This is a genomic window from Nocardioides humi (genome assembly GCF_006494775.1).
Taxonomy (GTDB): domain Bacteria; phylum Actinomycetota; class Actinomycetes; order Propionibacteriales; family Nocardioidaceae; genus Nocardioides; species Nocardioides humi.
On record NZ_CP041146.1, the window covers coordinates 885203 to 908989 of the forward strand.

21 protein-coding genes and 2 pseudogenes are annotated in these 23787 nt (G+C 74.0%); 11 read left to right on the forward strand and 12 right to left on the reverse strand.

All coding sequences use genetic code 11. The features are described from left to right. Nucleotides 1-3: 3 nt before the first annotated feature. The 3 genes from FIV44_RS04350 to FIV44_RS04360 form a co-directional block, all read right to left on the reverse strand. The gene (locus tag FIV44_RS04350; RefSeq protein WP_141003398.1) at nt 4-270 is read right to left on the reverse strand and encodes a WhiB family transcriptional regulator; all 267 of its coding nucleotides are present in this window, start codon (nt 268-270) and stop codon (nt 4-6) included. A gap of 152 nt (nt 271-422) precedes the next feature. Continuing rightward, a complete protein-coding gene (locus tag FIV44_RS04355; RefSeq protein WP_181410980.1) occupies nt 423-683 on the reverse strand; it encodes a hypothetical protein in 261 nt (86 codons plus the stop codon). 168 nt (nt 684-851) lie between these two features. After that, nucleotides 852-2927: an ATP-dependent helicase gene (locus tag FIV44_RS04360; RefSeq protein WP_141003400.1), complete on the reverse strand. Its 2076-nt coding sequence runs from the start codon at nt 2925-2927 to the stop codon at nt 852-854. Nucleotides 2928-3121: 194 nt separating this feature from the next. Here FIV44_RS04360 and FIV44_RS04365 point away from each other — a divergent pair, with 194 nt between their 5' ends. Both FIV44_RS04365 and FIV44_RS30235 read left to right on the forward strand, forming a co-directional pair. After that, nucleotides 3122-3376 carry a mycoredoxin gene (locus FIV44_RS04365; RefSeq protein WP_141003401.1) on the forward strand — a complete coding sequence of 85 codons (255 nt, stop codon included), beginning with the start codon at nt 3122-3124 and terminating at the stop codon, nt 3374-3376. 27 nt (nt 3377-3403) lie between these two features. Next, the gene (locus FIV44_RS30235) at nt 3404-3577 is read left to right on the forward strand and encodes a glycine zipper domain-containing protein (RefSeq protein ID WP_181410981.1); all 174 of its coding nucleotides are present in this window, start codon (nt 3404-3406) and stop codon (nt 3575-3577) included. A 3-nt stretch (nt 3578-3580) separates the two neighbouring features. Here FIV44_RS30235 and nudC read toward each other — a convergent pair whose 3' ends face one another. The 5 genes and pseudogenes from nudC to FIV44_RS04385 form a co-directional block, all read right to left on the reverse strand. After that, nucleotides 3581-4492, reverse strand: a complete 912-nt coding sequence (gene nudC / locus FIV44_RS04370) for an NAD(+) diphosphatase (protein ID WP_141003402.1) — start codon at nt 4490-4492, stop codon at nt 3581-3583. 20 nt (nt 4493-4512) lie between these two features. Beyond that, nucleotides 4513-6507 (reverse strand): 3'-5' exonuclease, encoded by a 1995-nt coding sequence (locus tag FIV44_RS31760; protein WP_246086988.1) that lies wholly within the window; start codon nt 6505-6507, stop codon nt 4513-4515. Next, nucleotides 6432-7772, reverse strand: coding sequence for an ATP-dependent helicase (locus tag FIV44_RS31765; protein ID WP_342778901.1), 1341 nt, complete (start codon nt 7770-7772; stop codon nt 6432-6434). The genes FIV44_RS31760 and FIV44_RS31765 overlap by 76 nt, the downstream gene beginning before the upstream one ends. 100 nt (nt 7773-7872) lie before the next feature. Next, nucleotides 7873-11043 (reverse strand): annotated as a pseudogene (locus tag FIV44_RS04380) (ATP-dependent helicase); the annotation flags it as partial. 53 nt (nt 11044-11096) lie between these two features. Continuing rightward, nucleotides 11097-11516 carry a cupin domain-containing protein gene (locus FIV44_RS04385; RefSeq protein WP_141007724.1) on the reverse strand — a complete coding sequence of 140 codons (420 nt, stop codon included), beginning with the start codon at nt 11514-11516 and terminating at the stop codon, nt 11097-11099. Nucleotides 11517-11601: 85 nt separating this feature from the next. On the opposite strand from FIV44_RS04385, the gene FIV44_RS04390 reads away from it, so the two are divergent. The 4 genes and pseudogenes from FIV44_RS04390 (at nt 11602) to tpx (ending at nt 16592) form a co-directional block, all read left to right on the forward strand. Continuing rightward, complete coding sequence (locus FIV44_RS04390) at nt 11602-12177, forward strand: dihydrofolate reductase family protein (protein ID WP_141003403.1); 576 nt, start codon at nt 11602-11604, stop codon at nt 12175-12177. After that, entirely contained in the window at nt 12174-13019 is an 846-nt protein-coding gene (locus FIV44_RS04395; protein ID WP_246086803.1) for an SCO6745 family protein, read from the forward strand. Before FIV44_RS04390 ends, FIV44_RS04395 begins: the two co-directional genes overlap by 4 nt. 525 nt (nt 13020-13544) lie before the next feature. Further along, the gene (locus tag FIV44_RS04400; RefSeq protein ID WP_141003404.1) at nt 13545-16055 is read left to right on the forward strand and encodes an SCO7613 C-terminal domain-containing membrane protein; all 2511 of its coding nucleotides are present in this window, start codon (nt 13545-13547) and stop codon (nt 16053-16055) included. 46 nt (nt 16056-16101) lie between these two features. Then, nucleotides 16102-16592 (forward strand): annotated as a pseudogene (gene tpx / locus FIV44_RS04405) (thiol peroxidase). Between the two features lie 84 nt (nt 16593-16676). Here tpx and FIV44_RS04410 read toward each other — a convergent pair. Beyond that, on the reverse strand, nt 16677-16979 hold the full coding sequence (locus FIV44_RS04410) for an MGMT family protein (RefSeq protein ID WP_141003406.1): 303 nt from the start codon (nt 16977-16979) through the stop codon (nt 16677-16679). A gap of 190 nt (nt 16980-17169) precedes the next feature. After that, entirely contained in the window at nt 17170-18378 is a 1209-nt protein-coding gene (gene moeZ / locus FIV44_RS04415) for an adenylyltransferase/sulfurtransferase MoeZ (RefSeq protein WP_141003407.1), read from the reverse strand. A 164-nt stretch (nt 18379-18542) separates the two neighbouring features. Here moeZ and FIV44_RS04420 point away from each other — a divergent pair, with 164 nt between their 5' ends. The 4 genes from FIV44_RS04420 to FIV44_RS04435 are packed head-to-tail and all read left to right on the forward strand — an operon-like array spanning nt 18543 to nt 20739. Continuing rightward, nucleotides 18543-19193: a TetR/AcrR family transcriptional regulator gene (locus FIV44_RS04420; protein ID WP_141003408.1), complete on the forward strand. Its 651-nt coding sequence runs from the start codon at nt 18543-18545 to the stop codon at nt 19191-19193. A 55-nt stretch (nt 19194-19248) separates the two neighbouring features. Next, nucleotides 19249-19479 (forward strand): DUF3107 domain-containing protein, encoded by a 231-nt coding sequence (locus FIV44_RS04425; RefSeq protein ID WP_141003409.1) that lies wholly within the window; start codon nt 19249-19251, stop codon nt 19477-19479. A gap of 51 nt (nt 19480-19530) precedes the next feature. Next, complete coding sequence (locus tag FIV44_RS04430; RefSeq protein ID WP_181410983.1) at nt 19531-20349, forward strand: PP2C family protein-serine/threonine phosphatase; 819 nt, start codon at nt 19531-19533, stop codon at nt 20347-20349. An 18-nt stretch (nt 20350-20367) separates the two neighbouring features. Then, nucleotides 20368-20739: a hypothetical protein gene (locus tag FIV44_RS04435; protein ID WP_141003411.1), complete on the forward strand. Its 372-nt coding sequence runs from the start codon at nt 20368-20370 to the stop codon at nt 20737-20739. Between the two features lie 65 nt (nt 20740-20804). Here the strand turns inward: FIV44_RS04435 and ligD (FIV44_RS04440) are convergent, their stop codons facing one another. Both ligD (FIV44_RS04440) and ligD (FIV44_RS04445) read right to left on the reverse strand, forming a co-directional pair. After that, complete coding sequence (ligD, locus tag FIV44_RS04440) at nt 20805-21848, reverse strand: non-homologous end-joining DNA ligase (RefSeq protein ID WP_246086804.1); 1044 nt, start codon at nt 21846-21848, stop codon at nt 20805-20807. Further along, a complete protein-coding gene (gene ligD, locus FIV44_RS04445) occupies nt 21848-22786 on the reverse strand; it encodes a non-homologous end-joining DNA ligase (RefSeq protein WP_219996287.1) in 939 nt (312 codons plus the stop codon). The genes ligD (FIV44_RS04440) and ligD (FIV44_RS04445) overlap by 1 nt, the downstream gene beginning before the upstream one ends. A gap of 27 nt (nt 22787-22813) precedes the next feature. Between ligD (FIV44_RS04445) and ku the strand changes: the two genes are divergently transcribed. Then, nucleotides 22814-23761 (forward strand): non-homologous end joining protein Ku, encoded by a 948-nt coding sequence (ku, locus tag FIV44_RS04450; RefSeq protein WP_141003412.1) that lies wholly within the window; start codon nt 22814-22816, stop codon nt 23759-23761. The last annotated feature ends 26 nt before the right edge of the window (nt 23762-23787 follow it).

Consider the following 23787-nt stretch of genomic DNA (forward strand, 5'->3'; position numbering starts at 1 on the left):
GGACTACGCCGCGGCGTCCTTGCGCGGACGGCCCCGGGGCCGCTTGCGCGGGATCACCACGCCGGCCAGGAACAGCTCGCCGCCCCAGACGCCCCACGGCTCACGCCGCTCCAGGGCGCCCGAGAGGCACATGCTCTGGACCGGGCAGTCCAGGCACAGCGCCTTCGCGGCCTCGACGTCCGACGGGGACTCGGCGAACCACAGCTCCGCGTCGTTCAGCCGGCACGGCAGCAGCTCGTCCAGCGTCGGCTCGAGAACACTGGTCGTCATCTGCTTTCACCTCCTCTTCGTTGACCTGATCGCGTTGGTCGATTTCCTCGCGGGACCTGCGACCTCGCCCTTCTCAGGTCCTGAGAAACACGAAGGCCGCGGATCCCGTCTGTTCGGGTTCCGCGGCCTGGAGGCTGCCGAGCTGATCGTGGTCAGATCGGTGGACTCCAGGCGGGTGAACCCCAGACAGTGGCGGCGTTGCCGCGGTGCGCCGTGCCGGCGGTGCGCTCCCGCTTGGCGGCATCGGCGGCCGGGGACGCGAACGGCGCGAAAACGGCATTCGCCGTGGCCGGACGCGCGGCAATGCCCTGGACCTCGAGGGTCGGGAGGGCAGCGGTGGCGCAGCCGAGGACCGCGGACAGCGAGAGCTGCCGGGCAGACGTCATCACCGGGATCGCCGGGATCATCGTCATGTTCTCCATGGTGTGCCACCTCCTTCGGTGCCTGACGGGCGCCGACCTTGCCAGGGCCGTGATGCGCAGCGGAACTTGCCTGACGACCGTAGTAGGCCGTCGTGAGGCCGCGCAAATCATTTATCGGGGTTTTTCGAGGTTTTTCAAAAACCTCCTTCCGGGACCCGCTCAGGCGCCCTCGGCGACGAGCGCGAGGACCGCGTCGCCGTACCGCTCGATCTTGTTGGGCCCGACCCCGTTGACCTTCGCCAGCGCGGCCATCGACGCCGGCTTGTGCTCGGCGATGAGCTCGAGCGTGGCGTCGGTGAAGACGACGTACGCCGGCAGCGGCTTGCCGTCCTCACCGGCCTCGCGCGCGGTCTCCAGGCGCCAGGCCTTGAGCCGCTCGAAGAGCGCCTCGTCGTAGCGCACCGGGTGGTGGGCGCAGCGGCCCCGCTTCTTCTCCGCCGCCGTCGACAGCGGCTGGAGGCAGTCGCGGCAGCGGGCCACCTTGGTCCGCCGGATGGCCTGCTGCGGCTGCTGCGCCGCGGGCAGCATCGGCACGATGAACCGCGACGGCTGGCGCCGGGGCGCCTGCCCGGGGTTGCGGGCGGCGGCCCAGGAGACCATCAGGTCCCGGCGGGCCCGGGTCACGCCGACGTAGAGCAGGCGTCGCTCCTCCTCCACCGCGTCGGGCCGGGCGCCGCCCTGCTCGGCGTACACGATCGGCACGGTGCCGTCCTGGACGCCGCAGCAGAACACCGCATCCCACTCCAGGCCCTTGGCGGCGTGGAAGGTGGCCAGCGTGACGCCGTCGGCGGTCGGCGCGTGCTGCTCGGTCGCGCGCCGGTCCAGCTCCTCCACGAACGCCGCGACCGACGCCTCGATGCCGCGCTCGGTCGCGAACTCCTCGGCCTGGTCGGCCAGCGCCTGGAAGGACTCCCACCGGTCGCGGACCTGGCCGCGCGACGTCGGCGGCTCGGCCGCCCAGCCCATGCCGCCGAGGACTCCCCTGACGACCTCCAGCCAGGGGCCGTCGTCGGCCTCCCCCGAGCGGGCGGCGCCGCGCAGCCGGGTGACCGCCTCGCGTACCTCGCGCCGCTCGAAGAACCGCGCCGCGCCGCGCACGACGTACGGGATGCCCCGGTCGGTCAGCGCGTCCTCGAAGGTCTCGGACTGGGCGTTGATCCGGAACAGCACCGCCATCTCGCCGTACGCCGTCCCGGCCCGCTGCAGGCGCAGGATCCGGTCGGCCACGCTGCGCGCCTCGGCCACCTCGTCCGGCTCTCCCACGAACCGGACCGCCGGCCCGGCCTTGTGCTGCGAGCGCAGCTCGACCCCGGCGCTGGGCGTGCCCGAGAGCAGGGTGTTGGCCGTCTCCACGACCTGCGGCGTCGATCGGTAGTTGCGGACCAGCTCGACCGAGGTCGTGCCGGGGTAGCGCTTCGGGAAGTCGCGGAGGTACGCCGCGTCGGCACCGGCGAAGCTGTAGATCGTCTGCGCCGGGTCGCCCACGACGCACAGCTCGTCGCGCCCGCCCAGCCAGAGGTCGAGCAGCGCCGACTGCAGCGGCGAGACGTCCTGGAACTCATCGACGACGAACCACTTGTACTGCCGCCGCACCTGCGCGGCCACCCGCTCGTCGGACGCCAGCACGCCGGCGGTCAGCAGCAGCACGTCCTCCATGTCCATCCGCCCCTGGTCGCGCTTGACCTGCTCGTAGACGGCGATCACCCGGCCGATGGTCTCCGGCGTCTGGTCGGCGACCGAGCGGCCCCTGGCCGGCGCGATCCGCGGGTAGTCGTCGGCGCCGACGTTGCTGACCTTCGCCCACTCGATCTCGGACGCCAGGTCGCGCAGCAGTGCCTGCTCGGCCCGCAGCCCGAGGTTGCGGCAGGCCGCGGCCAGCATCGGGATCTTGGACTCGGTCAGCACCGGCAGCTCCGTGCCGTGGACGTGGGGCCAGAAGTAGCGCAGCTGGCGCAGCGCCGCGCTGTGGAAGGTCCGGGCCTGGACCCCCGGCGCGCCGAGCTGGCGCAGCCGCTGCCGCAGCTCGCCCGCGGCGCGGGTGGTGAAGGTGACCGCCAGCACCTCGGTGGGCGCGTAGACCCCGGCCAGCACGCCGTGGGCGATCCGGTGGGTGATCGCCCGCGTCTTGCCCGTCCCCGCGCCGGCCAGCACCCGCACCGGACCCCGCAGCGTCTCCGCCACCTGCCGCTGCTCGGGGTCGAGCGCGGAGAGGAGCCGTTCGATGGACTCGGACATGGGGACGGGCACTCCTTCGGGGTCGGCCGGACTGCCGGCTTCGGCTGAGGAACCCAACCTAGACGCAGCCCACGACACGAACCCGGGGAGGCGGAGCGGCCGCCGGCCGGCAGGGCGGGCGGCCCCGCGGAACATCGCCGTCGGCACCGTGGTTGAGTGGGAGGACAGTCCTCGACGGAAATGGGTGAGCCCCGATGAGCTTCACGATGTACACCACGCCCTGGTGCGGCTACTGCCACCGGCTCAAGAGCCAGCTCGACCGCGAGGGCATCGCCTACGACATCGTCGACATCGAGCAGCAGCCCGAGGCGGCCGCGATCGTGGAGTCCGCCAACAACGGCAACCAGACCGTGCCGACGCTCGTCTACACCGACGGCACCGCCCAGACCAACCCGAGCATCGCCCAGGTCAAGGCGAAGCTCGACGAGCTCCAGCAGCTCGGCGCCTGACGGTTGCGCTCCACCAACGCCGCGGGCATGGCCGCAGGCATCGCCTGCGGCGTGGCGATCGGCGTCGCGATGGGCAATGTCGCGATCGGCATCGCCATCGGCGTGGCGCTGGGGATCGCCTTCGGCCTCGCCTTCAACAGCGACGACAGCGGTGACGACAGGGGCGGCTCGGATGACAGCGGGGACGACGGCGGCGCCTGAGTCTCACCAGCTGCCCGGCAGCGGACCGCCGTACCAGTCCTCGACCAGCGAGCGGCTGATCGAGACCCCGCCCGGCAGCACCAGCGAGCCGGCCTCGGCCTGCCGGCGCATGTCGGCACGGGTGAACCACCGGGCCTCCTCGACCTCGTCGTCCTCGAGCCGGATCTGCTCGGAGACCGCGCGCCCGTGGAAGCCGAGCATCAGGCTCGAGGGCAGCGGCCACGGCTGGTTGCCGAAGTAGGACACCTCGCCCACGACGACACCCGTCTCCTCCTGCACCTCCCGCCGGACCGCGTCCTCGAGCGACTCCCCCGGCTCGCAGAAGCCCGCCAGCGTCGAGAACCTCCCCGCCGGCCAGGCGTGGTTGCGCCCGAGCAGGCAGCGCTCGTCCGGCGACCCCGGCTCCCCGGACGCGATCAGCATGATCACCGCCGGGTCCGACCGCGGGAACTGCGGCTTGCCGCAGCCGGCGCAGACCAGCTCGTGACCGGCCGCGCGCGGCGTCAGCGCGCCACCGCACCGCGGGCAGAACCGGTGCGCCCAGTGCCACTCGGCGAGCCCGACGGCGTGGAACACCAGCGGCGCCTGGCCGACCTGGTCGCCACCCAGGAACGGCAGCAGCCCGCGCAGCGGCAGCCACCGCTCCGGCTCCGCCTTCGCGACCTCGCCCGGCACGATCACGGCCCACCAGGTGACGTCGCCACGCACGCCGAGCAGCACCCGTACGCCGTCCGGCGCGTCCGCAGTCGAGATCCACTCGAGCCCGTCCGGCCCGGGCCGCACCCGGGTGCCGGCGATCACCAGGACCCGCCCCGACCGGTCGGCCCACCGCTCCTGCAGCCACGCCTCGTCCGTCCGGAGCAGCCCGAGGCGATCGTGCGGATCGGCGACCAGGGACAGGTGCGGGAACGTCACGCTCCGAGCCTAGTCTCGCGTCATCGAAGGATCCGTTCGACCTCCTCCCTGCCCGGGAGCTCGTCGTGCACCACGAGCTCCCCGGTCCGCACGTAGAAGAAGCCCGCCCGCACCCGGTCGGTCGGGATCCCCTCGAGCTCGGCCCAGGCCAGCCGGTAGAGCGCGAGCTGGAGCGGGTCGGCGTCCTGGCGGGCGTTGGTCTTCCAGTCGACGACGAGGAAGGAGCCGTCGGGCTCGGCGTACACCGCGTCGATCCGACCCCGGACGACCTGGCGCCGCCCCTCGCCGCCGAGGACCAGCGCGAACGGCGCCTCCACGGCGTGGGGCTCGCGGGTGCCGAAGGGCCCCTCCTCGAAGCGGGCGACGAGCTCCTTGAGATCGGCCTCGTCGTCGATCCCGGCGTCAGCGCGGCCCGCGAGCTCGTCGGGGTCGAAGAGCCCCTGCTGCCCGAAGCGGGCCTCGACCCAGGCGTGGAACCGGGTGCCGAACCGGGCCGCCGGCGCCGGTGGACGGGGCATCGGGCGGGCCAGGTCGCGGGCGAACGCCTCCGCGTCGTCGCGCAGCCGCCCGAGCGCGGTGGCCGACAGCGACGACGGCAGCGGGACGACGACCTCCTGGCCCGTGCCGGCGGCCAGCCGCGCCTCGGCGAGGAGCTGCTCGATCTCGGCGTCCCACTCGGCGACCCGCGCCGCGGTGACGATGTCGAGATCGGGGTCGGAGGCCTCCGGATCCGCCTCGGCGACCCGGGCCGCGGCGTCGAGCCGCAGCCGGGCCTCCTCGCCCACGCCGTCGGCCGGCCAGGGGCGCGAGGGGTCCTCGGCGTCGTACGGGTTGGCGGCGCCCTTCTCGGGCCGGGTCAGCCAGGGCTCGGGCGCGAGACCCCAGGAGCCGAGCACCTCGCGGACCGACTCCTGGTAGGCCGACGGTCCGTAGGGCGTCTTCCGCGGGCCCCACTGGTAGGAGGTGACCGCGAGCCGGTGGGCGGCGCGGGTGAACGCGACGTACCCGAGCCGCAGCTCCTCGTCGGCCTCGTGCGCCTTCGAGCGCCTGCGGTAGTCGTCGAGCGCGGCCTTGTCGAAGCCCTCGAGCTGCGGGAGGTCGGCGGCGTCGCCGCGCAGCGGGGCCGGCAGCACGGCCGGGGAGGAGACCCAGAGCGTGCGCCCCTGGGACGACGGGAACCGGGACTCGCAGACGCCCACGCAGAACACGGTGTCCCACTCCAGGCCCTTCGAGCGGTGGACCGTCAGCAGCTTGACCGAGTCGGCCTCGGTCGGGGTCGCGACGTCGAGTCCGTTGCCCTGGTCGTCCTCGGCGGTGAGGTAGGCCAGCAGCGCCGGCAGCGTCACGTCGCCGTCGACGGCCTGGAAGTCGGCGACCGCCTTCACGAACAGATCCAGGTTGTCGCGCCGGGCGGCCGCCGCCGGGCTCACGGCCGAGGCGAGCTCGACGTCGGTGCCGGTGACGTCGACGATCCGCCGGACCAGGTCGAGCAGCGGCTCGCCCACCGCGGACCGCAGCAGCCGCAGCTCGTCGCGCAGCAGCGCGAACCGCGCCCGCGCCTCCTCGGAGTAGGGCCCCTCGCCCGGGTCGGCCAGCGCGTCGTCGAGGCACGGGAGCTCGGCCGGGTCGATGCCGTCGGCGATGGCGACCAGCTGCTCGGCCACCGAGACCTCTTCGACGGACCGGCCGCGGCGGCCGGCCAGCTCGCCGGCACGCTGACCGAGCAGCCGCAGGTCGCGCGGCCCGATCGCCCACCGCGGTCCCGCGAGCAGCGTGAGCAGCGCGGCGTTGTCGGTCACGTCGTGCAGCAGTCGCAGCGCCGCCACGATCTCCGCGATCTCGGGCAGCCGCAGCAGCCCGGAGAGGCCGACGATCTCGACGGGGACGCCGGCCGTGGTCAGCGCGTCGAAGACCAGCTCCGCGTGCGCGTTGTCGCGGGTCAGCACCCCGATCCGGGCCCAGTCGCCGGGCTCTCCGCCGTGGGCGCCGCGGACCGCCTCGGCGAGCCAGGCCAGCTCGTCGCGCTGGGTCTCGAAGGTCCGCGCCTCGACCTCCCCGTCCACCGCCCCTCGGGCGCCCGCAGCCGGGCGACGCCGGCGCCGCGGGTCTCCAGGGCGTCGTACAGCGGCTCGGCGAGGTGGCTGGCGACGTCGAGGATCCGCCGGTCGGAGCGCCGGTTGACGGTGAGGGCGTACGTCGTGGGCGTCCCGTCGGCGGCCGGGAAGGTGTCGGCGAAGTTGAGGATGTTGGCGACCGACGCGCCGCGCCAGCCGTAGATCGCCTGGTTGGGGTCGCCGACCGCGGTGACGGCGTGCCCGAGCCCGGCGCCGGTCTCCGGGCCGGAGAACAGCCGCGACAGCATGATCGCCTGGGCGACGGAGGTGTCCTGGTACTCGTCGAGCAGCACCACCTTGAACCGCCCGCGCTCGATCTCCCCCACCTCGGGCCGCTCCGCCGCGAGCCGGGCGCCGAGCTCGATCTGGTCGGAGAAGTCCATCAGGCCCAGGTCCCGCTTCAGCCGCCGGTACGACGCCACCAGCTCCAGCAGCTCGGCGCGCCGGTCGATGGCGAAGATCGCCTTGTCGATCGCGTCGACGTAGGTCTTGCGGGCCTTGCCGGCCAGCTCCTCCTCGCGCGCCCGCTCGAACCCGCGCCGGGCGGCGGCGTCGTGCTCGCGCACCCGGTCGGGGACGACGAGGTGCTCGCTCATCGCCGCGTCGAGCGCGAGCAGGTTCTGGATCGCGGTCTCGGGGTGGTCGGTGAGGTACTCGATGTCGCCGGTGAACCGGTCGACCGCCCGCGCGCCCAGCTGGTAGCGGGCGGCGTCGGTGATCACCCGGGTGTCCGGCTCGTGGCCGATCCGCAGGCCGTGGTCGGCGAGCAGTCCGGAGGCGTAGGCGTTGTAGGTCGCCACCGTCGGCTCGAGCACCTCGTCGAGCTCGTCGTCCCCGGCGCCGGGCCCACCGGACGCGCCGCTCAGGTCGAGGGCGCCCGCGTCGCGCAGCGCCGTACGGATCCGCTGCCGGAGCTCGGCGGCGGCCTTCGTGGTGAAGGTCAGGCCGAGGACCTCCTCGGGCCGCACCTGCCCGGTCAGCACGAGGTAGACCACGCGCGCCGCCATCAGCGTGGTCTTGCCGGAGCCGGCGCCGGCGATGACGACGGCCGGGCGCAGCGGAGCGCTGATCGCCGCCCACTGCTCCTCGCTCGGTGGGAAGGCCGCCCGCATCGCGCGCTGCAGGTCGGCGGGCGTCTCGAGCGCCATCGGGATCGGCGCGGGCATCGGCGCACTCACTGGGACACCACCGCCCCGCGCTCCTGGCCGGGCACAGCGACACGAAGGTACAGGTCCGGCACTGCTGGCCGGCCACCGCCGGGAAGTGCTCCTCGCGCACCAGCGTGGCCGCGTGGGCCAGCCGGGCCCGCAGCTCGTCGCGCTCGGGGCCGTCGTCGTCGTGGGCCGGCTGGGGCTGGACGGTGGCCTCCGGGCCGCCGTCGAGGAGCCCGAGCTGCACGAGCTCCGCGCCCCCGGAGCGGTACGGCGCCTCCCCCGGCTCGGTGTCGAGCGCGCCGTGGTCGACGGCGTACTGGTAGAGCGCGAGCTGGACGTGGGTCCTGACCGAGGTGTCGCTCGGCTTGGCGCGACCGGTCTTGAGATCGACGACCACGACCCGGCCGTCGGCGTCGAGCTCGACCCGGTCGGCGTACCCGGTCACCTGGACCTGCTCGCCCTCCACCTCGACCACCGTGGAGAACCGCTCCTCGCGGCCGACCAGGGTCCGCGGATTGGCCTCGTGCCAGTCGACGAAGCGCTCCAGCGCCGCACGGACCCGGTCGTGCTCGCGCTGCTTGGACCACGGCGTGCGGAAGTCGAGGCGGTCCCACACCTCGTCGACGTACGCCATCAGCGCATCGGGGTCGGGCGGCGCGTCGCCGGCCGCGACCCGCTCGGCGAGAGCGTGCACCAGCTCGCCGAGGTTGGCCGACTGGTGGACGCGCCCGGCGCCGCCCGCCTCCCGGGTCAGGAACCACTGGGTCGGGCACACCGCCAGCGCCTCGAGCATGCTCGCCGACACCGGCACCGGGCGCTCCTCGTCGCGGATCGGCGCGGCGGAGCGGCTGACGGCCCGGGTGCCCCACCATGTCGCCGGGTCGGCCGCCGGCACCGCCGGACGACGGCCCACGCGCTCGCGGGCGAGCCGGGCCAGGCGACGGGCGGCGGCGTCCCGCAGGGCGGGTTCGGCCGCCGGGTCGGCGAGGGTCCGGCGCAGCTCGGCCACCAGGCCGTCGAGGGAGAGCGGGCGCGGTGGCCGGCCGACGACGTGCTCGACGGTCGAGCCGAGCTCGTCGAGGAACCGGGACGGCTGCTCGCCCTCGTCCTCGGCCGACCGCACCGCCGTCACGACCAGCCGCTCGCGGGCGCGGGTGCACGCGACGTAGAACAGCCGCCGCTCCTCCATCAACAGCTCGCGCGCGGTCACCGGCGGGACCACGGACCCGAGCAGACCGCCCGCGCTCGACGGGCCGATCCGGTCGGCCTGGAGCAGGGTCGAGCGGCGGCGCAGGTCGGGCCAGCCCTCGGCCTGCACGTGGGCGACCACGACCAGCTGCCATTCGAGACCCTTGCTGCGGTGCGCGGTCAGCAGGCGTACGGCGGCCCCGCGCGCCCCGCGGTCGGCGAGCGTGTCGGCGGGGATCTCCTGCTGGACCAGGCCCTCGAGGAAGGGCGCCACCGCGAGGTGCTCGCGCCGCTCGCCGGCCCGGACCGCGACGTCGAAGAGCGCGCAGATCGAGTCGAGGTCGCGGTGCGCCCTGCGGGCCGCGCCGCCGCCGCTCTCGACCGAGCGCCGCAGCCGCTGCGGCCAGGAGGTGCCGGACCAGAGCGTCCAGAGCAGCTCCTCGGCGCTCGCGCCGGACTCGAGCTCGGCCCGGGCGCGCGCCAGGAGCTCGGCCAGGGCCCGGGCCCGCTCGGCCTCCGGCGCATCGAGGGACGCCAGGTAGGCCGGGTCGAGGACGGCGAGCCGGACCAGGTCGCGCGAGCTCCGCGGCGTCCCGCCGGTCTCCTGGCACAGGTCCTTCTCCCGGTTGCGCAGCACCCGCGCCAGCCGGCGGACGTCGCCGGCGTCGAGTCCTCCGAGCGGACCGGTCAGCAGGGCCTCGGCACGGGTCGCGTCGACGTACTCGACGTGCTCGGGGTCGTCGTTGTCGAGGTTGACCACCGCGCGCAGGGCGTCGAGCAGCGGCAGCACGGCGGGATCGCGGACCAGCGGCACCTCGTCGCGCGCGACCTCGACGGGAACTCCCGCGGCGCCGAGCGCCCGGCGCAGCGGCGCGATGCTGGCCCGCCCGGACCGGACCAGCACGGCCATCTGGTCCCACGGCACGCCGTCCTCGAGGTGGGCGCGGCGCAGCAGGTCGGCGAGGTGCTCGGCCTCGGCCCGCTCGGTGTCGAAGGTGCGGACCTGCACCCGCCCCACGCCGTACGACGACGCCTCGGCCTGCGGGGAGAGGAACCGCTCGCGCGCCTCGGCCGGCAGCGTGCCCCGGAGCCCGACCCGCCCGGCCACCCGCTGGGCGGGGGCCAGGATGCCGGGTCCGAACCGGCGGACCGTGCGCAGCGCGACCACGTCGGCCGGCGACCCGTCGGCCTGCGGGAACTCGGTCGGGAACTCGAGGATCCCCCGCACGTCGGCGCCCCGGAAGCCGTAGATCGACTGGTGCGGGTCGCCCACCGCGACCAGGTCGCGGCCGTCGCCGGCGATCGCCCGCAGCAGGGCGACCTGGCCGGGGTCGGTGTCCTGGTACTCGTCGACGAACACGTGGCGGAACTGCTCGCGCAGCTCGTCGCGATGGTCCTCGGCCTCGATCCGCGCCCGCCGGATCAGGTCGGCGTAGTCGGTGGCGCCGAGGGAGTCGAGGGAGTCGAGGTACTGCTCGAGGAAGAGCCCGGCGGCGACGTACTCGTCGATGCCCTCGGCCTCCCCCAGCCGGCGCAGCGCCTCGCCGTCGAGGCCCTTCTCGCGGGCGCGGCCGAGCACGGCGTGCACCTCGCGCGCGAACCCGCGGGTCGCCATCGCCTGCCGGAACCGGTCGGGCCACCGCACCGACTCCGGGTGGTCGGCGAGCAGCTCGCGGAGGACGACGTCCTGCTCGGGGGCGGACAGCAGGCGCAGCGGCGCCTCGTAGAGACCCACGGGGGCGTAGCGGCGGACCAGCGCATAGGCGAAGGAGTGGAAGGTCGAGCTCAGCTGGGTGCCGGTCGTGCGGCCCAGGCGGGCGGTCACCCGGTCGCGGAGCTGGTCGGCGGCCTTGCGGGAGAACGTCAGCGCCAGCACCTGGTCGGGCCGCGCACCACGCCGCTCGATCCGGTCGACGATCGCCTCGACCAGGGTCGTGGTCTTGCCCGTCCCGGGGCCGGCCAGCACCAGCAGCGGGCCGCCCTCGTGGTCGACCACCTGCCGCTGGTGCTCGTCGAGCACCGGCGCAGCCGCGACCGTCGCTGCCGGGGCGAAGCGGTAGCGCGGCGGGGCGGTCGGGTTCTCCACGAGCGCCACTCAACCACCCTCGCCCGACACAACCCCGGCAGGCCTGTGGACAAGGGATCGGGTCAGGGTCGGGCCAGCTCGAAGTCGGCGAAGTCGAAGCCCGGCGAGACCAGGCAGCTCACCAGCGCGTCGTACTCGGCCACGAGGGTGCGCTGCCAGACACCCGCCGGCACCAGGCCCTGCCCGCTCCCCGGCCCCACGACGACCCGCGTCGCCGCCGCCTCGTCCGGCGCCGCCCCGTCACCGCCCAGCTCCACGGTCACGCTGCCCTCGTGCGCCAGCCAGATCTCGTCGGAGGAGACCCGGTGCCACGCCGACGACTCCCCCGCCGGCAGCAGGAAGTAGATCAGCGTCGCTGTCGGCCGAACCCGCCCGTCCGGCAGCGTGACGCTCACGGGCGACGCCCAGGTCTGCCGGTACCAGCCGCCCTCCGGGTGTGGCTCCAGGTCGAGCTGTACGGCGAGCGCGGGCCGGTCGTCCATGGCCTCCACTCTGGCACGCCGATGAGACCCGTCCACCTCGCGAGTCCCCACACTGTCAGCGAACACCACACCCCAGGAGACCACCATGACCGCCACCTACACCTTCGACGTCTTCTCCACGCTCGACGGGTACGGCGCCCACAGCGGCGACTGGGGCGGCTACTGGGGAAAGCAGGGCCCCGCGTTGCTCGCGCACCGTCTCGCGACCTACAGCCAGGACCTGCGGATGGTCTTCGGAGCCACCACCTACCGTGCCCACGCGGCGATGCTGGCGGCCGGCGACGCGCCCGAGTCGCTCGATCCGTGGGTCACCCGGATGAGGGACCTGCCCGCGACGGTGGTGTCGCGCACCCTGACCGAGCCGCTCGACTGGCCCGACGCGACCGTGGCGAAGGGCGACGCAGCCGAGGTCGTCGCGCGGCTCAAGGAGGAGTCCGACGTGCCGCTGCGCTCCCACGGCAGCCTGTCGCTGAACCGCGCGCTGCTCGCGGCCGGCCTGGTCGACCGGGTCCAGGTCACGGTCTTCCCGGTGATCTGTGGCCGGACCGGCGAGGACCGCGTCTTCGAGGACGCGCCCGACCTCGACCTGGAGCTGATCGAGAGCCGCACCCTCGACGGCCACACGCACGAGCTCGTCTACCGGCCCAGCCTGCACCGATGAGCCGGCCCGTCACGGACCAGATGCGGTCGACCGCCCGTCGCATGTTCCGGCTCGTGGAGCCGATCGGCGTGATCCCCTACCAGGCCAGCGAGCCGACCGAGGCCCTGATGGCGCTCGGCCTGCGGAACGCCTGGGACGCCTACTTCGCCGGACGGGCCGCGGCGCTGGGCCGGGTACCGGCCGAGGTCGTGCACGCGCTGTTCTACAGCTTCGCCGACGGCGAGGTCGCCCGCCACGTCCCCCACGTCTGGGAGCTCACCACTCCCGAGGCCGCGCTCGCGGCCCGCGAGCAGGGCAGCGTCGCGGCGCTGCGGCGGATCCTGGGCGACCTCGCCGAGACCGCCGGCGTCGTACGCGCCGCGGACCTGGCCGCGAAGGCCGCCGTCAGCGCCCCGCTGGAGGGCCGCCCGATGTACGCCGCCCTCCGCACGCTCCCAGAGCCCCAGGAGCCCCTGGCGCGGCTCTGGCACGCCGCCACGCTGCTCCGGGAGCACCGTGGGGACGGCCACGTCGCCGCCCTGGTCACCGCCGGCATCGGCGGCACGGAGGCCCACGTCCTCCACGCCCTCGCCGAGAGGATGCCGGCGGCGCGGTTCGGCCGGGTCCACCACCTTCGCCCGAGCACGCTGGCCGCCGTGATCGACGGGATGCGCGACCGCGGCCTCGTCGACGACTCCGGCTGGCTCACCGACGCCGGCCGGGAGACCAAGCAGCGGATCGAGGCGCTCACCGACGAGCTGGCCGCGCCGGCGTACGCCGCCCTGGACGCCGGCGAGCTCGACCGGCTCGTCGCCGACCTCGAGCCTCTCGCCGCGCGGCTCGACGCCGCAGGCTCCCGGTAGCAGCACCCGGCTCCCCCAGGGCCGTCATCGCGGGAGGCGAGGGCGCAAAAAGGTGAAGGGCCCTCGTGAGTATGAGTCACAAGGGCCCTTCGTTTGACCGGTACTGGTGACGCTCCCGGTCGATCATCCGGCTGCTGCGATCCCGCGAGTCTCGTCACCCGACTCGCGCGGCCAGCGTCCCCGTGAGGGGCCGCCTCGGCTTCGACCCGAAGGTCTCCGCCCGGCCGGCTGGATCGTCGCCTTCCGGCTGATCCCGCTCTCCCGGAGGAGTGCGTGGGAGAAGTTCTACGCCCGTCCACCACCCCGTGACAAGGGGTTTTCTCCAGGTTTTTCGGGGGTTTTCGCTCATCCACTGATTGTCGGCGTGTCGTCCACAGCTCGACGCACTTTCTCCACAACACGGCTCCCACCGTCCCCAGACCGTGGGAACGCCTGTGGAGAACCGGTGGGCTGAGTACCGGTGCTCAGGGAGCTCTGAGTCGCGACCTGCTGCCGGACGGGTACGACACGTGGCGCAATGGACCCATGCGCTACGCCGACCCGCACCTCTGCCCGGACTGCCGCTCGGACCTTCCCGCCGGCGTCCCCGTCTGCCCGACCTGCGACCTGCTCGTCCGCCACCCGCTGGCGGTCGACCTGTTCGGCACGCTGCGCCGCGCCGACGGCCTGCTCGACGAGCTCCGTACGGCGAGCGACGCGTTCCACGGCCAGCCGGCCACCGTCGCGCTGGGTGGGCCGCTCGTCCCGCCGGCGGCGCCGGTCCAGCCCAAGCGGGCACCGGCCGGCCTGCCGTCGTACCCGCGTCCGGTGCCGCCGCCCCCGCCTCCGGGTCCGGTCCCGCCGAGCCCGGTCGGGGTCTCGTTCGCCTCTGTCCCGAAGATCCTCCTCGGGCTCGGGGCGTTCTGCCTGCTGGTGGCCGCGGTCATCTTCCTGGCGGTGTCGTGGTCGTCGCTGGGCGTGGGCGGGCGTACCGCCGTCCTGGCCGGCCTCACCCTCGCCGCGGGCGCCTCCGCGCTCCTGCTGCACCGCGCCGGGCTGCGGATCGCCGGCGAGTCCCTCGTGGTCGTGGCGCTGGGACTGCTGGCGCTCGACGTGATCGGCGCCGGCGCCGCCGGCTGGCTCGGCGACGGCCCGGACGGGGTGACGGCCTGCATCACGGGCCTGGTGGTCGCCCTGGCCGGCACCGGCCTCGGCCTGCTCCGGATGACCGACCGGCCGCGCCTGGTCGCTCCGCAGGTGATCACGGGCCTCGGCCTCCTCGTCGGGTACGCCGGCGCGGCCAGCGCGACCGATCACTGGCTGGTCGCCGGTCACGTGCTCACCGCGCTCGGCATCGGCACCGTCCTCATCGGCCACCGGCTGGACGCGCCGGCGCTGCTGTGGAGCGCGGCGAGCGCCGCCGGCCTGACCTGGCTGAGCACCGCGGGCGGCGCGTTCGTCGAGTCGGTCGTGGACCCGGATCTGCACCAGCTGTGGGTCGACGGCACCGGCTGGTCGCTGCTCGTCAGCGCCGCCGTGCTCCTCGTCCCCGGCGTGGTCGCCCGGAACCGCGGGCTGCTGCTCGCCGGCGCGAGCGGCGCCGCGATGCTCGTCACCGTCGTCCTCACCCTCCCGTGCATCGACACCGACGCGCGCATCGTCGGCCTCGTCGCCCTCGGTACGACGGCCGGCTGGGTCCTCGCCCTCGGCGTCCTGCCCCGCGCGGTGCGCGTCGTCGCCATCGCGCCCGCGGTCACCGGCAGCCTGGTCCTCGCCGGCATCGCGCTGCAGACCACCGCGGACGCCCTCGACCGCTGGAGCCGGCTCGGCGACGCCTTCGACCGGCCGTTCGGGGTCCGGCTCACCGCACCCGACCCGGTCACCGAGCCGCTGCTCCTGGTGCCGTCGCTGCTGGCCGTGGTCGCCTGCATCGCCCTGATCGACCGGGACCGTGCCCGGCGCACGCTGCCCGTCTGGGCCCGGTTCGCCGGTCTCGTCGCCGGCGTCGGCGCCGCCACCACCGTCGCGTCGTACGACGTGCCGCTGGCCGTGCCGCTGGCCGTGCTCACCGTCGTGGCGCTCGGCGCCGTCGCCCTGGCGCTGCGTACGGCCGCCGCGGAGGCGATCGCGTGGGCGGGGGTCGCCGCGGCCACGACGACGGCCGTCGCGATCGGCGCGCTGCCCAGCGACGGACTCGTCCTGGCGAACCTCGCCCCGCTGGCGCTCGCCCTGGTCACCCTCGCCGTCCTCGGCCGGCAGCCGGTCACGCGGGTCGTCGCCGGTGTCAGCGCCCCTGCGGCCCTGGGGCTGGTGACCGCCGCGGCGGTCATGGTGATCGGCGACGACGCCGCATGGGTGTCGATCCCCGTGCTGCTCGCGGTCGGCGTGCTCGCCCTGACCCTCCCCCGCCCCGACATCGAGATCTCCGCGATCACCGTCGCGGTGCTCGCACTCCCGGCCTCGCTGGTGACCACCGCCGACGTCGGCGGCTACACGGCGCTGTGGCTCACCGTCGCCGGGTTCCTGGTCGCGGGGACCGCGCTGCTGCACGAGTCGCGCCGCGTGTGCGCCATCGCCGGCGGCGTGCTCCTGCTGCTGGCGAGCTGGGTGCGGCTGGCCGACCTCGACGTGACCGAGCCCGAGCCGTACACGCTGCCGCTGGCCGCCGCGCTGCTCGCCTTCGGCCTCTGGCGGCTCCAGCGCTCGGCCGCGATCGGCACGCTGGAGGCGCTGCTGCCCGGCCTGCTGCTCGCGACCGTCCCCTCGCTGCTCTGGGTCCTCGACGACCCCGTCTCGCTGCGGGCGCTCGTCCTCGGCGGCGCCTGCCTGGCGCTGACCATCGCGGGCGCCGCGATGCGCTGGAGCGCCCCGCTGCTCGTGGGTGCGAGCGTGGGCGCGGCGGTGGTGCTGCGGGAGCTCGGGCCGTACGCCGGCGAGTTCCCGAAGTGGGTCTGGATCGGGCTGGCCGGCGCGCTGCTGACGGTCGTCGGCATCACCTGGGAGCGCCGCCTGCTCGACGTACGACGGGCGGTCGGGCTCCTCGGCCGGCTCCGGTGACCGGGCCGGCACGGGGACCTGCTACACGACCTGCTAGACAGAGCACATGGCTACCACTGCACTCGGGGGAACCCCGTCCACACCGTCGGCGAGCTCCCCGCTGTCGGCGCCGCCGCCCCGTCCGTCGAGCTGGTCGGCGCGGACTTCGGCGCCGTCACCCTCCCGGAGGGCCGGCGTGCTGTCCTGAACATCTTCCCGAGCATCGACACCGGCGTGTGCGCCGCGAGCGTGCGGAAGTTCAACGAGCTCGCCGCCGGCCTCGACAACACCGCCGTCGTCTGCGTGTCGCAGGACCTGCCGCCCGCGCTGGGCCGGTTCTGCGGGGCCGAGGGCATCGACAACGTCCAGGTCGGCTCGGCCTTCCGGTCGTCCTTCGGCGACGACTACGGCGTCCGGATGACCGACGGCAAGCTCGAAGGCCTCTTCGCCCGCTCGGTCGTCGTCGTCGACGCCGACGGCACCGTGCTGTACGCGCAGCTCGTCCCCGAGATCGCGACCGAGCCCGACTACGACGCCGCCGTCGCGGCGCTCGGCTGAGCTAGTCCGCTTGGGTCGAGCGCGTCTCCGGCGACGAGAAAGCAAAGCAAGTTCCCGGAGGTCGCCTCCCGCCGCGCTGCCGACCTAGTCGCCGGTCGCCGGGTCCCAGAAGGCCCGGCGCATGTCGAGGGCGCCGCTGGCGCCGCGCAGCGGCGTGCCCTCGGCGAGGTACTCCGCCCGGGCCCGGTCGTCGTGGCTCGGCGGGAGCGTGCCGTCGGCGCGCACGACCCGCCACCACGGCACCGGGCCGCCGTACCGCGCCATGACCGACCCCACCTGACGGGGTCCACCGCCGACGACGGCCGCCACGGCGCCGTACGTCGTCACCCGGCCCGGCGGGACCTGCTCGACCAGGTCGAGCACCCGCTCGACGTACCCCTCGTCCACGAGGCGATCATGCCGTGCGGCCCGGACAGACCGAGAGCCCCGTCCGGCGGGACGAGGCTCTCAGGTGCTCCCTCGGTGCGACCCGACCGACGTGGCCGGGCGCCCTCCGATTGGTGCGACACGGCTGCGGAGCCGCGTGTCTGGAACAACGACGACGCCGCGTCGCGGTTACGTCGCGGCGTCGTCCCGCTCAGTAGCTGGGCTGGCTGGGATCGATCTGGTTGACCCAGGCCACGACGCCGCCGCCGACGTGGACCGCGTCGTCGTACCCGGCGCCCTTGAGGACCGCGAGGCACTCGGCCGAGCGGACACCGCTCTTGCAGTGCAGCACGACCTGCTTGCCGGAGTCGACCGAGGGCAGCTGGCCGAGCGCGTTGCCGTTGAGGAACTCGCCCTTGGGGATGAGGACCGCGCCGGGGATGTGGTTGATCTCGGCCTCGGCGGGCTCGCGGACGTCGACGAGGACGAAGTCACGGCTGCCCTCCGCGCGCTCCTTGAGCATGTGCTCGAGCTGGGTGACGGTGATGGTCGCGTCGACCGCGGCGTCGGCGGCCTCCTCGGAGATCGCGCCGCAGAACGCGTCGTAGTCGATCAGCCCGGTGACGGTGGGGTTCTCGCCGCACAGGGCGCAGTTGGGGTCCTTGCGGACCTTCAGCTTGCGCCACTCGAGCTCGAGGGCGTCGTAGATGACGAGCTTGCCGATGGCCGGCTCGCCGGCGCCGATGAGGAGCTTGATCGCCTCGTTGACCTGGATCGAGCCGATGGACGCGCACAGGACGCCGAGCACGCCGCCCTCGGCGCACGAGGGGACCATGCCCGGCGGCGGCGGCTCGGGGTAGAGGCAGCGGTAGCAGGGGGCGTCGTCGGCCATCGTGGGCGCGAAGACGGAGGCCTGGCCGTCGAAGCGGTAGATCGAGCCCCACACGTAGGGGATCCCGAGGAAGTACGCCGCGTCGTTGACCATGTAGCGGGTGGCGAAGTTGTCGGTGCCGTCGACGATCAGGTCGTAGCCTCGGAAGACGTCCATGACGTTGTCGTTGTCGAGGCGCTCCTCGTGGAGGATCACGTCGATCAACGGGTTGATCTCGTGGATCGACTCCTTGGCCGAGAGGCCCTTCGGCTTGCCGAGGTCGGACATGCCGTGGATGACCTGGCGCTGCAGGTTGGACTCGTCGACCTCGTCGAACTCGGCGATGCCGAGGGTGCCGACGCCCGCGGCGGCGAGGTAGAGCAGCGCCGGGCTGCCGAGGCCGCCCGCCCCGATGACGAGGACCTTGGCGTTCTTCAGGCGCTTCTGACCGTCCATCGCGACGTCGGGGATGATCAGGTGGCGGCTGTAGCGGCGGACCTCGTCGATGGTCAGCTCGGCGGCCGGCTCGACCAGCGCGGGAAAGCTCACGGCGTACTCCTCGGGTACTGCAGGGCGGATGGGGTGGTCCCGGGTCCAACGCTGCCGCCGGCCCGGGTGTTCCCTCGACCCTGCCATGGTCCCCGCCGCCGCCGAGGGGCGGACACCACGTCCCGCCATCCGGACCGCTGCTACCAACGAGTAGGCTCACCGGTGTGGTGACCGAGCAGTTCGACCTCGACGAGAACCGGCCGCGCGGCGTACGACTGCCGCGGCGCGAGCGACGCGCGCAGCTGCTCGCCGCCGCGCTCGAGGTCTTCGTGGCCCAGGGCTACCACGCGGCCGCGATGGACGACATCGCCGAGCGGGCCGGGGTGTCGAAGCCGGTGCTCTACCAGCACTTCCCCGGCAAGCTCGAGCTCTATCTCGCGATCCTCGACGCCGCGTGCGACTCGATCATCGCCAACTGCCGCCGCGCGCTGGAGTCGACCCAGGACAACAAGCAGCGCGTCGCCGCCGCGATCGACGCGTTCTACGCGTACGTCGGCCACGACACCGGCGCGTTCCGGCTGGTCTTCGAGTCCGACCTCACCAACGAGCCGGCCGTCCGCGGCCACGTCGACCGGGTGACGACCGAGTGCGCCGCGATGATCGCCGCCGTGATCGAGGACGACACCGCGCTGCCCGCGGCGGCGTCGCAGCTGCTCGCGGTCTCGCTGGTGGGAATGGCGCAGGTCAGCGCGCGGTTCTGGCTCACCGAGACCGACGGCGCCATGGCGGAGCTGAGTCGCGACGAGGCCACCGGACTGGTGGCCGGGCTGGCGTGGCGGGGCATCCGCGGCTACCCCAAGACCGACGAGCACTGAGCCGACCGGCGCCTGACTAGGCTGGGCGTCGTCCCCACGAACGAGGAGTGTGACCATGACCGTCGAGGTCAAGATCGGTGTGCAGAACACCGCCCGTGAGCTCGTCATCGAGACCGACGAGTCCAACGAGGCCGTCGCGAAGCTCGTCGCGGACTCCATCGCCGCCGCCGACGGCGTCCTCACCCTGACCGACACCAAGGGCAAGGTCACCGTCGTCCCGGCCGCCAAGCTCGCCTACGTCGAGATCGGCCGCAGCACCGCCGGCCAGGTCGGCTTCCGCTCCTGACCGGGAACTCCGACGGTCCTCCCGGGCGTTGATCAGGTACGACCCCTGGAGGTGAGCGCCGTGCTCCAGTTCCGCTTCGCCGCGCGCAGCGAGACCGGGCGCGTGCGCACCGACAACGAGGACGCCGGGTTCGCCGGGCCCTACCTGCTCTGCGTCGCCGACGGGGTCGGGGGCGCGGAGGCCGGCGAGATCGCGTCGGCCACGACGGCGTACGTCGTCAGCGCCCGTGCCCTGGCCCATCCCGGCCACGAGCCGGCCCGCCTGCTCGGTGCGGCGACGCGGGAGGCGCACGCCCAGCTCGCCGCCGGGGTCGCGGCCGACCCGCGCCGGGCCGGGATGGCGACGACGCTGACCGCGGTCCTCACCGACGGGATCCACACCGCGCTCGCGCAGGTCGGCGACTCGCGCGCCTACCTGCTGCGCGACGGCGAGCTGAGCCAGCTCTCCCACGACCAGACGCTGGTCCAGGAGCTGGTCGACGGCGGGCGGCTCACGCCCGCGGAGGCCGCCGCGTCGCCGTACCGGAACGTGGTGCTGCGGGCCGTCGACGCCGAGCACGTCCCGGATCCGGACCTGCTGCTGCTCGACCTGCGGCCCGGCGACCGGCTGCTGCTGTGCAGCGACGGGATCAGCGACGTGCTCTCCCCCGCCGCGCTGCGGCTCACGCTCGGCCTGGACTCCCGCACCATGGCCGTCGACCGACTGGTGCTCGCCGCGCTCGACGGCGGCAGCCGCGACAACGTCACCGCGATCGTCGCCGACGTGGTCGACGCGCCGGCGATCGCGGCCAACGGCATCCCCCTCGGCGCGGGCGTGGACCTCCGCAACGTGGTCGACCCGGCCGCGGTACGTCCGCTCCGCTCGGCCTGAAAGCCCTACACTGGACAGATGAGCGCGAAGCGGTCGTACGAGTACGCGCGCCTGTGGGTGCCGCTGTACGACGCCGGCGCGCTCGCGGTCACCCGCCCGGTCTACCTGATCGAGGCCGCCGACGGGTTCGAGGGCGTCGCCGCGGAGAAGAACACGACCCTGATGGGGCTGTTCAACGAGCTCGGCCGCGCGGGCTGGCGGATCGACCTGACCGGGCAGCGGGTGGACCACCCGTCCCCGGAGTTCCAGATGCTCATCGACGCCACGCTCGACGAGGCCGACCACGCCGTCTCGCCCGACGAGGTCGCGCACGCGGTCGGCTCGGGCGGCGACCCGGCCGGGGCGGTCACGGAGTTCGACGTCTACGCCATGCGCCGCCGCGTGAGCTGACGGCAGCGCGGCAGCGTGGCGCGCGGCGGCGAAGCCGCATCGCTGACCGCCAGGCAACCTCGCGCTCAGCGAACCTCGACCGCGTGCGCGGCAGCGTGGCGCACGCGCGAAGCGCGTCGTGCGAAGCCCGCGGGCCGAGCGGAGCGAGTGCCCGGGCGGCGAGCACGACATGCGACACGCTCGCGCAAATACAACTCAGAACAGGTCGCCGTACTCGTCGACCCGCTCCAGCACCTGAGCGGGGGTGAGCTGGTCGAGGCCGAGTGGGTCCTCGGCGCCCTCCGCGACCTCGTCCCAGCCGACGGGCGCGGCGACCTGGGGCGGGGGGTGCCGCGCAGGGAGTACGGCGCGACGGTGGTCTTCGAGCCGGCGTTCTGGGACCAGTCGAGGAACACCTTCCCGCGCCGGCGGGCCTTGGTCATGGTCGCGGTGACCAGCTCGGGGTGGGCGGCCTGGAGCTCCTCGGCGATCTCCTTGGCCAGCTCGCTGGTCTCGGTCGACGGCAGCGGCTCGGGCAGCGGGGCGTAGAGGTGGAGTCCCTTGTTGCCGCTGGTGACCGCGAGGGCGTCGAGGTCGCGCTCGGCGAGCGCCTCCTGGACGCGCAGCGCGACCTGGCAGCACTCGTGCAGGCCGGCGGGCTCGCCGGGGTCGAGGTCGATGACGATGCGGTCGGCGCCGACCGGCTCGTCGTCCTCGTCGACGGTCCACTGGTGGACGTGGAGCTCGAGGGCGGCGAGGTTGACCGCCCAGACCAGGGTCGGGAGGTCGTCGATGATCGGGAAGACGAGGGTGTCGCCGTGGCGGCTGGGACCGCGGCTGCCGGTCGTGGGCACCTCGGCGGTGCGCACCCAGCTCGGCGTACCGGCGGGCGCGTTCTTCTCGAAGAAGCTCAGGTCGCCGACGCCGTGCGGCCAGCGGATCCGGGTGACGGGGCGGCCGGCGAGGTGAGGGAGCAGCACGGGCGCGACGCGGACGTAGTAGTCGAGCACCTCGCCCTTGGTCGTCCCGGTGCTCGGGTAGAGCACCTTCTCCAGGTTGGTGAGCCGCATGGTGCGACCCTCGACGTCGACGTGGACCTCGGTCTGGGGGTGGTCGGCCTTCTTCGGCATCAGAGGTCCTCCGGGGTCAGGTCGGTCCGCACGCCCTGGTACGACGGCTGGCGCAGCCGCTCGTAGCCGAGCCCGTGGGTGTCGATGTCGACGACCACGACCGGCTCGACCCAGGTCGTGCCGTCGGCGTCGACGCGGGGCACCTCGTCGGCGAACGGGCTGGCCGGCCGGGTCAGCGGGGACAGCAGCTCGGCCAGGCTCCGGGACTGCTTGGGGCCGATGCCGCTGCCGACCCGCCCACGGAAGGCCAGCCCGCCGGCGGTCGGCTCCCCCACCAGCAGCGCGGCCAGGCGGTCGCTGGTGCCGACCTGGGGCCGCCAGCCGCCGACGACGAAGGACCCGCGGTGCCGGTGCGGGAGCTTCAACCAGTGGTGGGTGCGCTCGCCGGGCCGGTACGTCGAGTCGCGGCGCTTGCTGACGATGCCCTCCAGCCCCTGGGCGCGCGTCGCCTCGAACAGCATCGCGCCGTCGTCGTACTCGACCGGGACCTGCCACCCGGACGGGGCGAGGTCCACGTCGGCGAGCCGGCGGCGGCGCTCGTGCAGCGGGAGGCCGCAGAGATCCTCGCCGTCGAGGCGGAGCAGGTCGAAGACCATGTACGTCACCGGGATCCGCGCGGCGAGCCGGGCGACCGTGGTGGCGTTGCGGACGTGCATGCGCTCGGCCACGACGCGGAAGTCGGGCACGCCGCGCTCGTTGAGCGCGATGATCTCGCCGTCGACGACCGCCTCCCGGACTCCGGCGGGCGGGGCCGCCAGGTCGGGCCAGGCCGGGGTGATCCGGTTGCCGTTGCGGCTGGTCAGGGTGACCGTGCGGCCGGCGATCGCGCCGAGGGCCCGGACGCCGTCCCACTTCACCTCGTGGCACCACTCCTCGCCCAGCGGCACGTGGGTGTCCGGTGTGGCGAGCATCGGGCGGAGTTCGGGCACGCGCCCCATCCTGTCAGGACCGCGTAGGCTCGACCCATGCGTGCGATCTGGAAGGGTGCCGTCTCCTTCGGCCTCGTCAGCGTGCCGGTCAAGCTCTACAGCGCGACCGAGAGCCACGACGTCTCGTTCCGTCAGGTGCACGCCAAGGACGGCGGCCGGATCAAGTACCAGCGGATCTGCGCGATCGACGGCGAGGAGGTGCCGTACTCCGACATCGCGAAGGGGTACGAGACCGAGGACGGCGAGATGGTCATCCTCTCCGACGAGGACCTGGCCAACCTGCCGACGACGTCGTCGCGGGAGATCGCGGTCGAGAAGTTCGTGCCGAGCGACCAGATCGACCCGCTGCTGTTCGAGAAGTCCTACTACCTCGAGCCGGAGGGCACCGGCGCCAAGCCCTACGCGCTGCTGCGGCAGGCGCTGCTGGACGCCGACCGGATGGCGGTCGTGACCGTGGCGCTGCGCCAGCGGGTGACCACGGCGGTGCTGCGCGTGCGCGACGACGTGATCGTGCTGCAGACCATGATGTGGCCCGACGAGATCCGCACCCCCGACTTCAGCGTCGAGACCGGCGAGGTCAAGGACGCCGAGGTGAAGATGGCGCACATGCTCGTCGAGACGCTGTCGGGCGACTTCGACCCGGCGGAGTTCGAGGACGACTACGCCGACGCGGTGCAGGCGGTCGTGAAGGCGAAGATCGAGGGCGGCGAGGTGCAGCGCACCGAGACCTCGGCGAAGACCGGCGGCGAGGTGGTCGACCTGCTCGCCGCCCTGCAGCGCTCCGTCGAGGCGGCGAAGACGTCGCGCGGCGAGACCGAGGCGAAGCCGGCGAAGAGGACGGCCAGGAAGGCGGCCGAGAAGGCGCCTGCCAAGAAGGCCGCGGCGAAGAAGACCGCGGCGAAGTCCGCCGCCGCGAAGAAGACGGCCAAGAAGAGCACCGCCAAGAAGACCACGAAGAAGACGGCGGTGAAGAAGGCCAGCTGACCCGTCCTCGGGCCGGGGTGCGTCAG

Bases quoted from the DNA above. Each gene is read 5' to 3' on its own strand.
- FIV44_RS04390 (WP_141003403.1), top strand. From the start codon at position 11,602: ATGACCGCCACCTACACCTTCGACGTCTTCTCCACGCTCGACGGGTAC.
- FIV44_RS04350 (WP_141003398.1), bottom strand. From the start codon at position 270: ATGACGACCAGTGTTCTCGAGCCGACGCTGGACGAGCTGCTGCCGTGC.
- FIV44_RS30235 (WP_181410981.1), top strand. From the start codon at position 3,404: ATGGCCGCAGGCATCGCCTGCGGCGTGGCGATCGGCGTCGCGATGGGC.
- FIV44_RS04365 (WP_141003401.1), top strand. From the start codon at position 3,122: ATGAGCTTCACGATGTACACCACGCCCTGGTGCGGCTACTGCCACCGG.
- FIV44_RS04395 (WP_246086803.1), top strand. From the start codon at position 12,174: ATGAGCCGGCCCGTCACGGACCAGATGCGGTCGACCGCCCGTCGCATG.
- FIV44_RS04425 (WP_141003409.1), top strand. From the start codon at position 19,249: ATGACCGTCGAGGTCAAGATCGGTGTGCAGAACACCGCCCGTGAGCTC.
- FIV44_RS04435 (WP_141003411.1), top strand. From the start codon at position 20,368: ATGAGCGCGAAGCGGTCGTACGAGTACGCGCGCCTGTGGGTGCCGCTG.
- ligD (WP_246086804.1), bottom strand. From the start codon at position 21,848: ATGCCGAAGAAGGCCGACCACCCCCAGACCGAGGTCCACGTCGACGTC.
- FIV44_RS04360 (WP_141003400.1), bottom strand. From the start codon at position 2,927: ATGTCCGAGTCCATCGAACGGCTCCTCTCCGCGCTCGACCCCGAGCAG.
- ku (WP_141003412.1), top strand. From the start codon at position 22,814: ATGCGTGCGATCTGGAAGGGTGCCGTCTCCTTCGGCCTCGTCAGCGTG.
- FIV44_RS31765 (WP_342778901.1), bottom strand. From the start codon at position 7,772: ATGCCCGCGCCGATCCCGATGGCGCTCGAGACGCCCGCCGACCTGCAG.
- FIV44_RS04385 (WP_141007724.1), bottom strand. From the start codon at position 11,516: ATGGACGACCGGCCCGCGCTCGCCGTACAGCTCGACCTGGAGCCACAC.
- ligD (WP_219996287.1), bottom strand. From the start codon at position 22,786: ATGGGGCGCGTGCCCGAACTCCGCCCGATGCTCGCCACACCGGACACC.
- FIV44_RS04355 (WP_181410980.1), bottom strand. From the start codon at position 683: ATGACGATGATCCCGGCGATCCCGGTGATGACGTCTGCCCGGCAGCTC.
- FIV44_RS04400 (WP_141003404.1), top strand. From the start codon at position 13,545: ATGCGCTACGCCGACCCGCACCTCTGCCCGGACTGCCGCTCGGACCTT.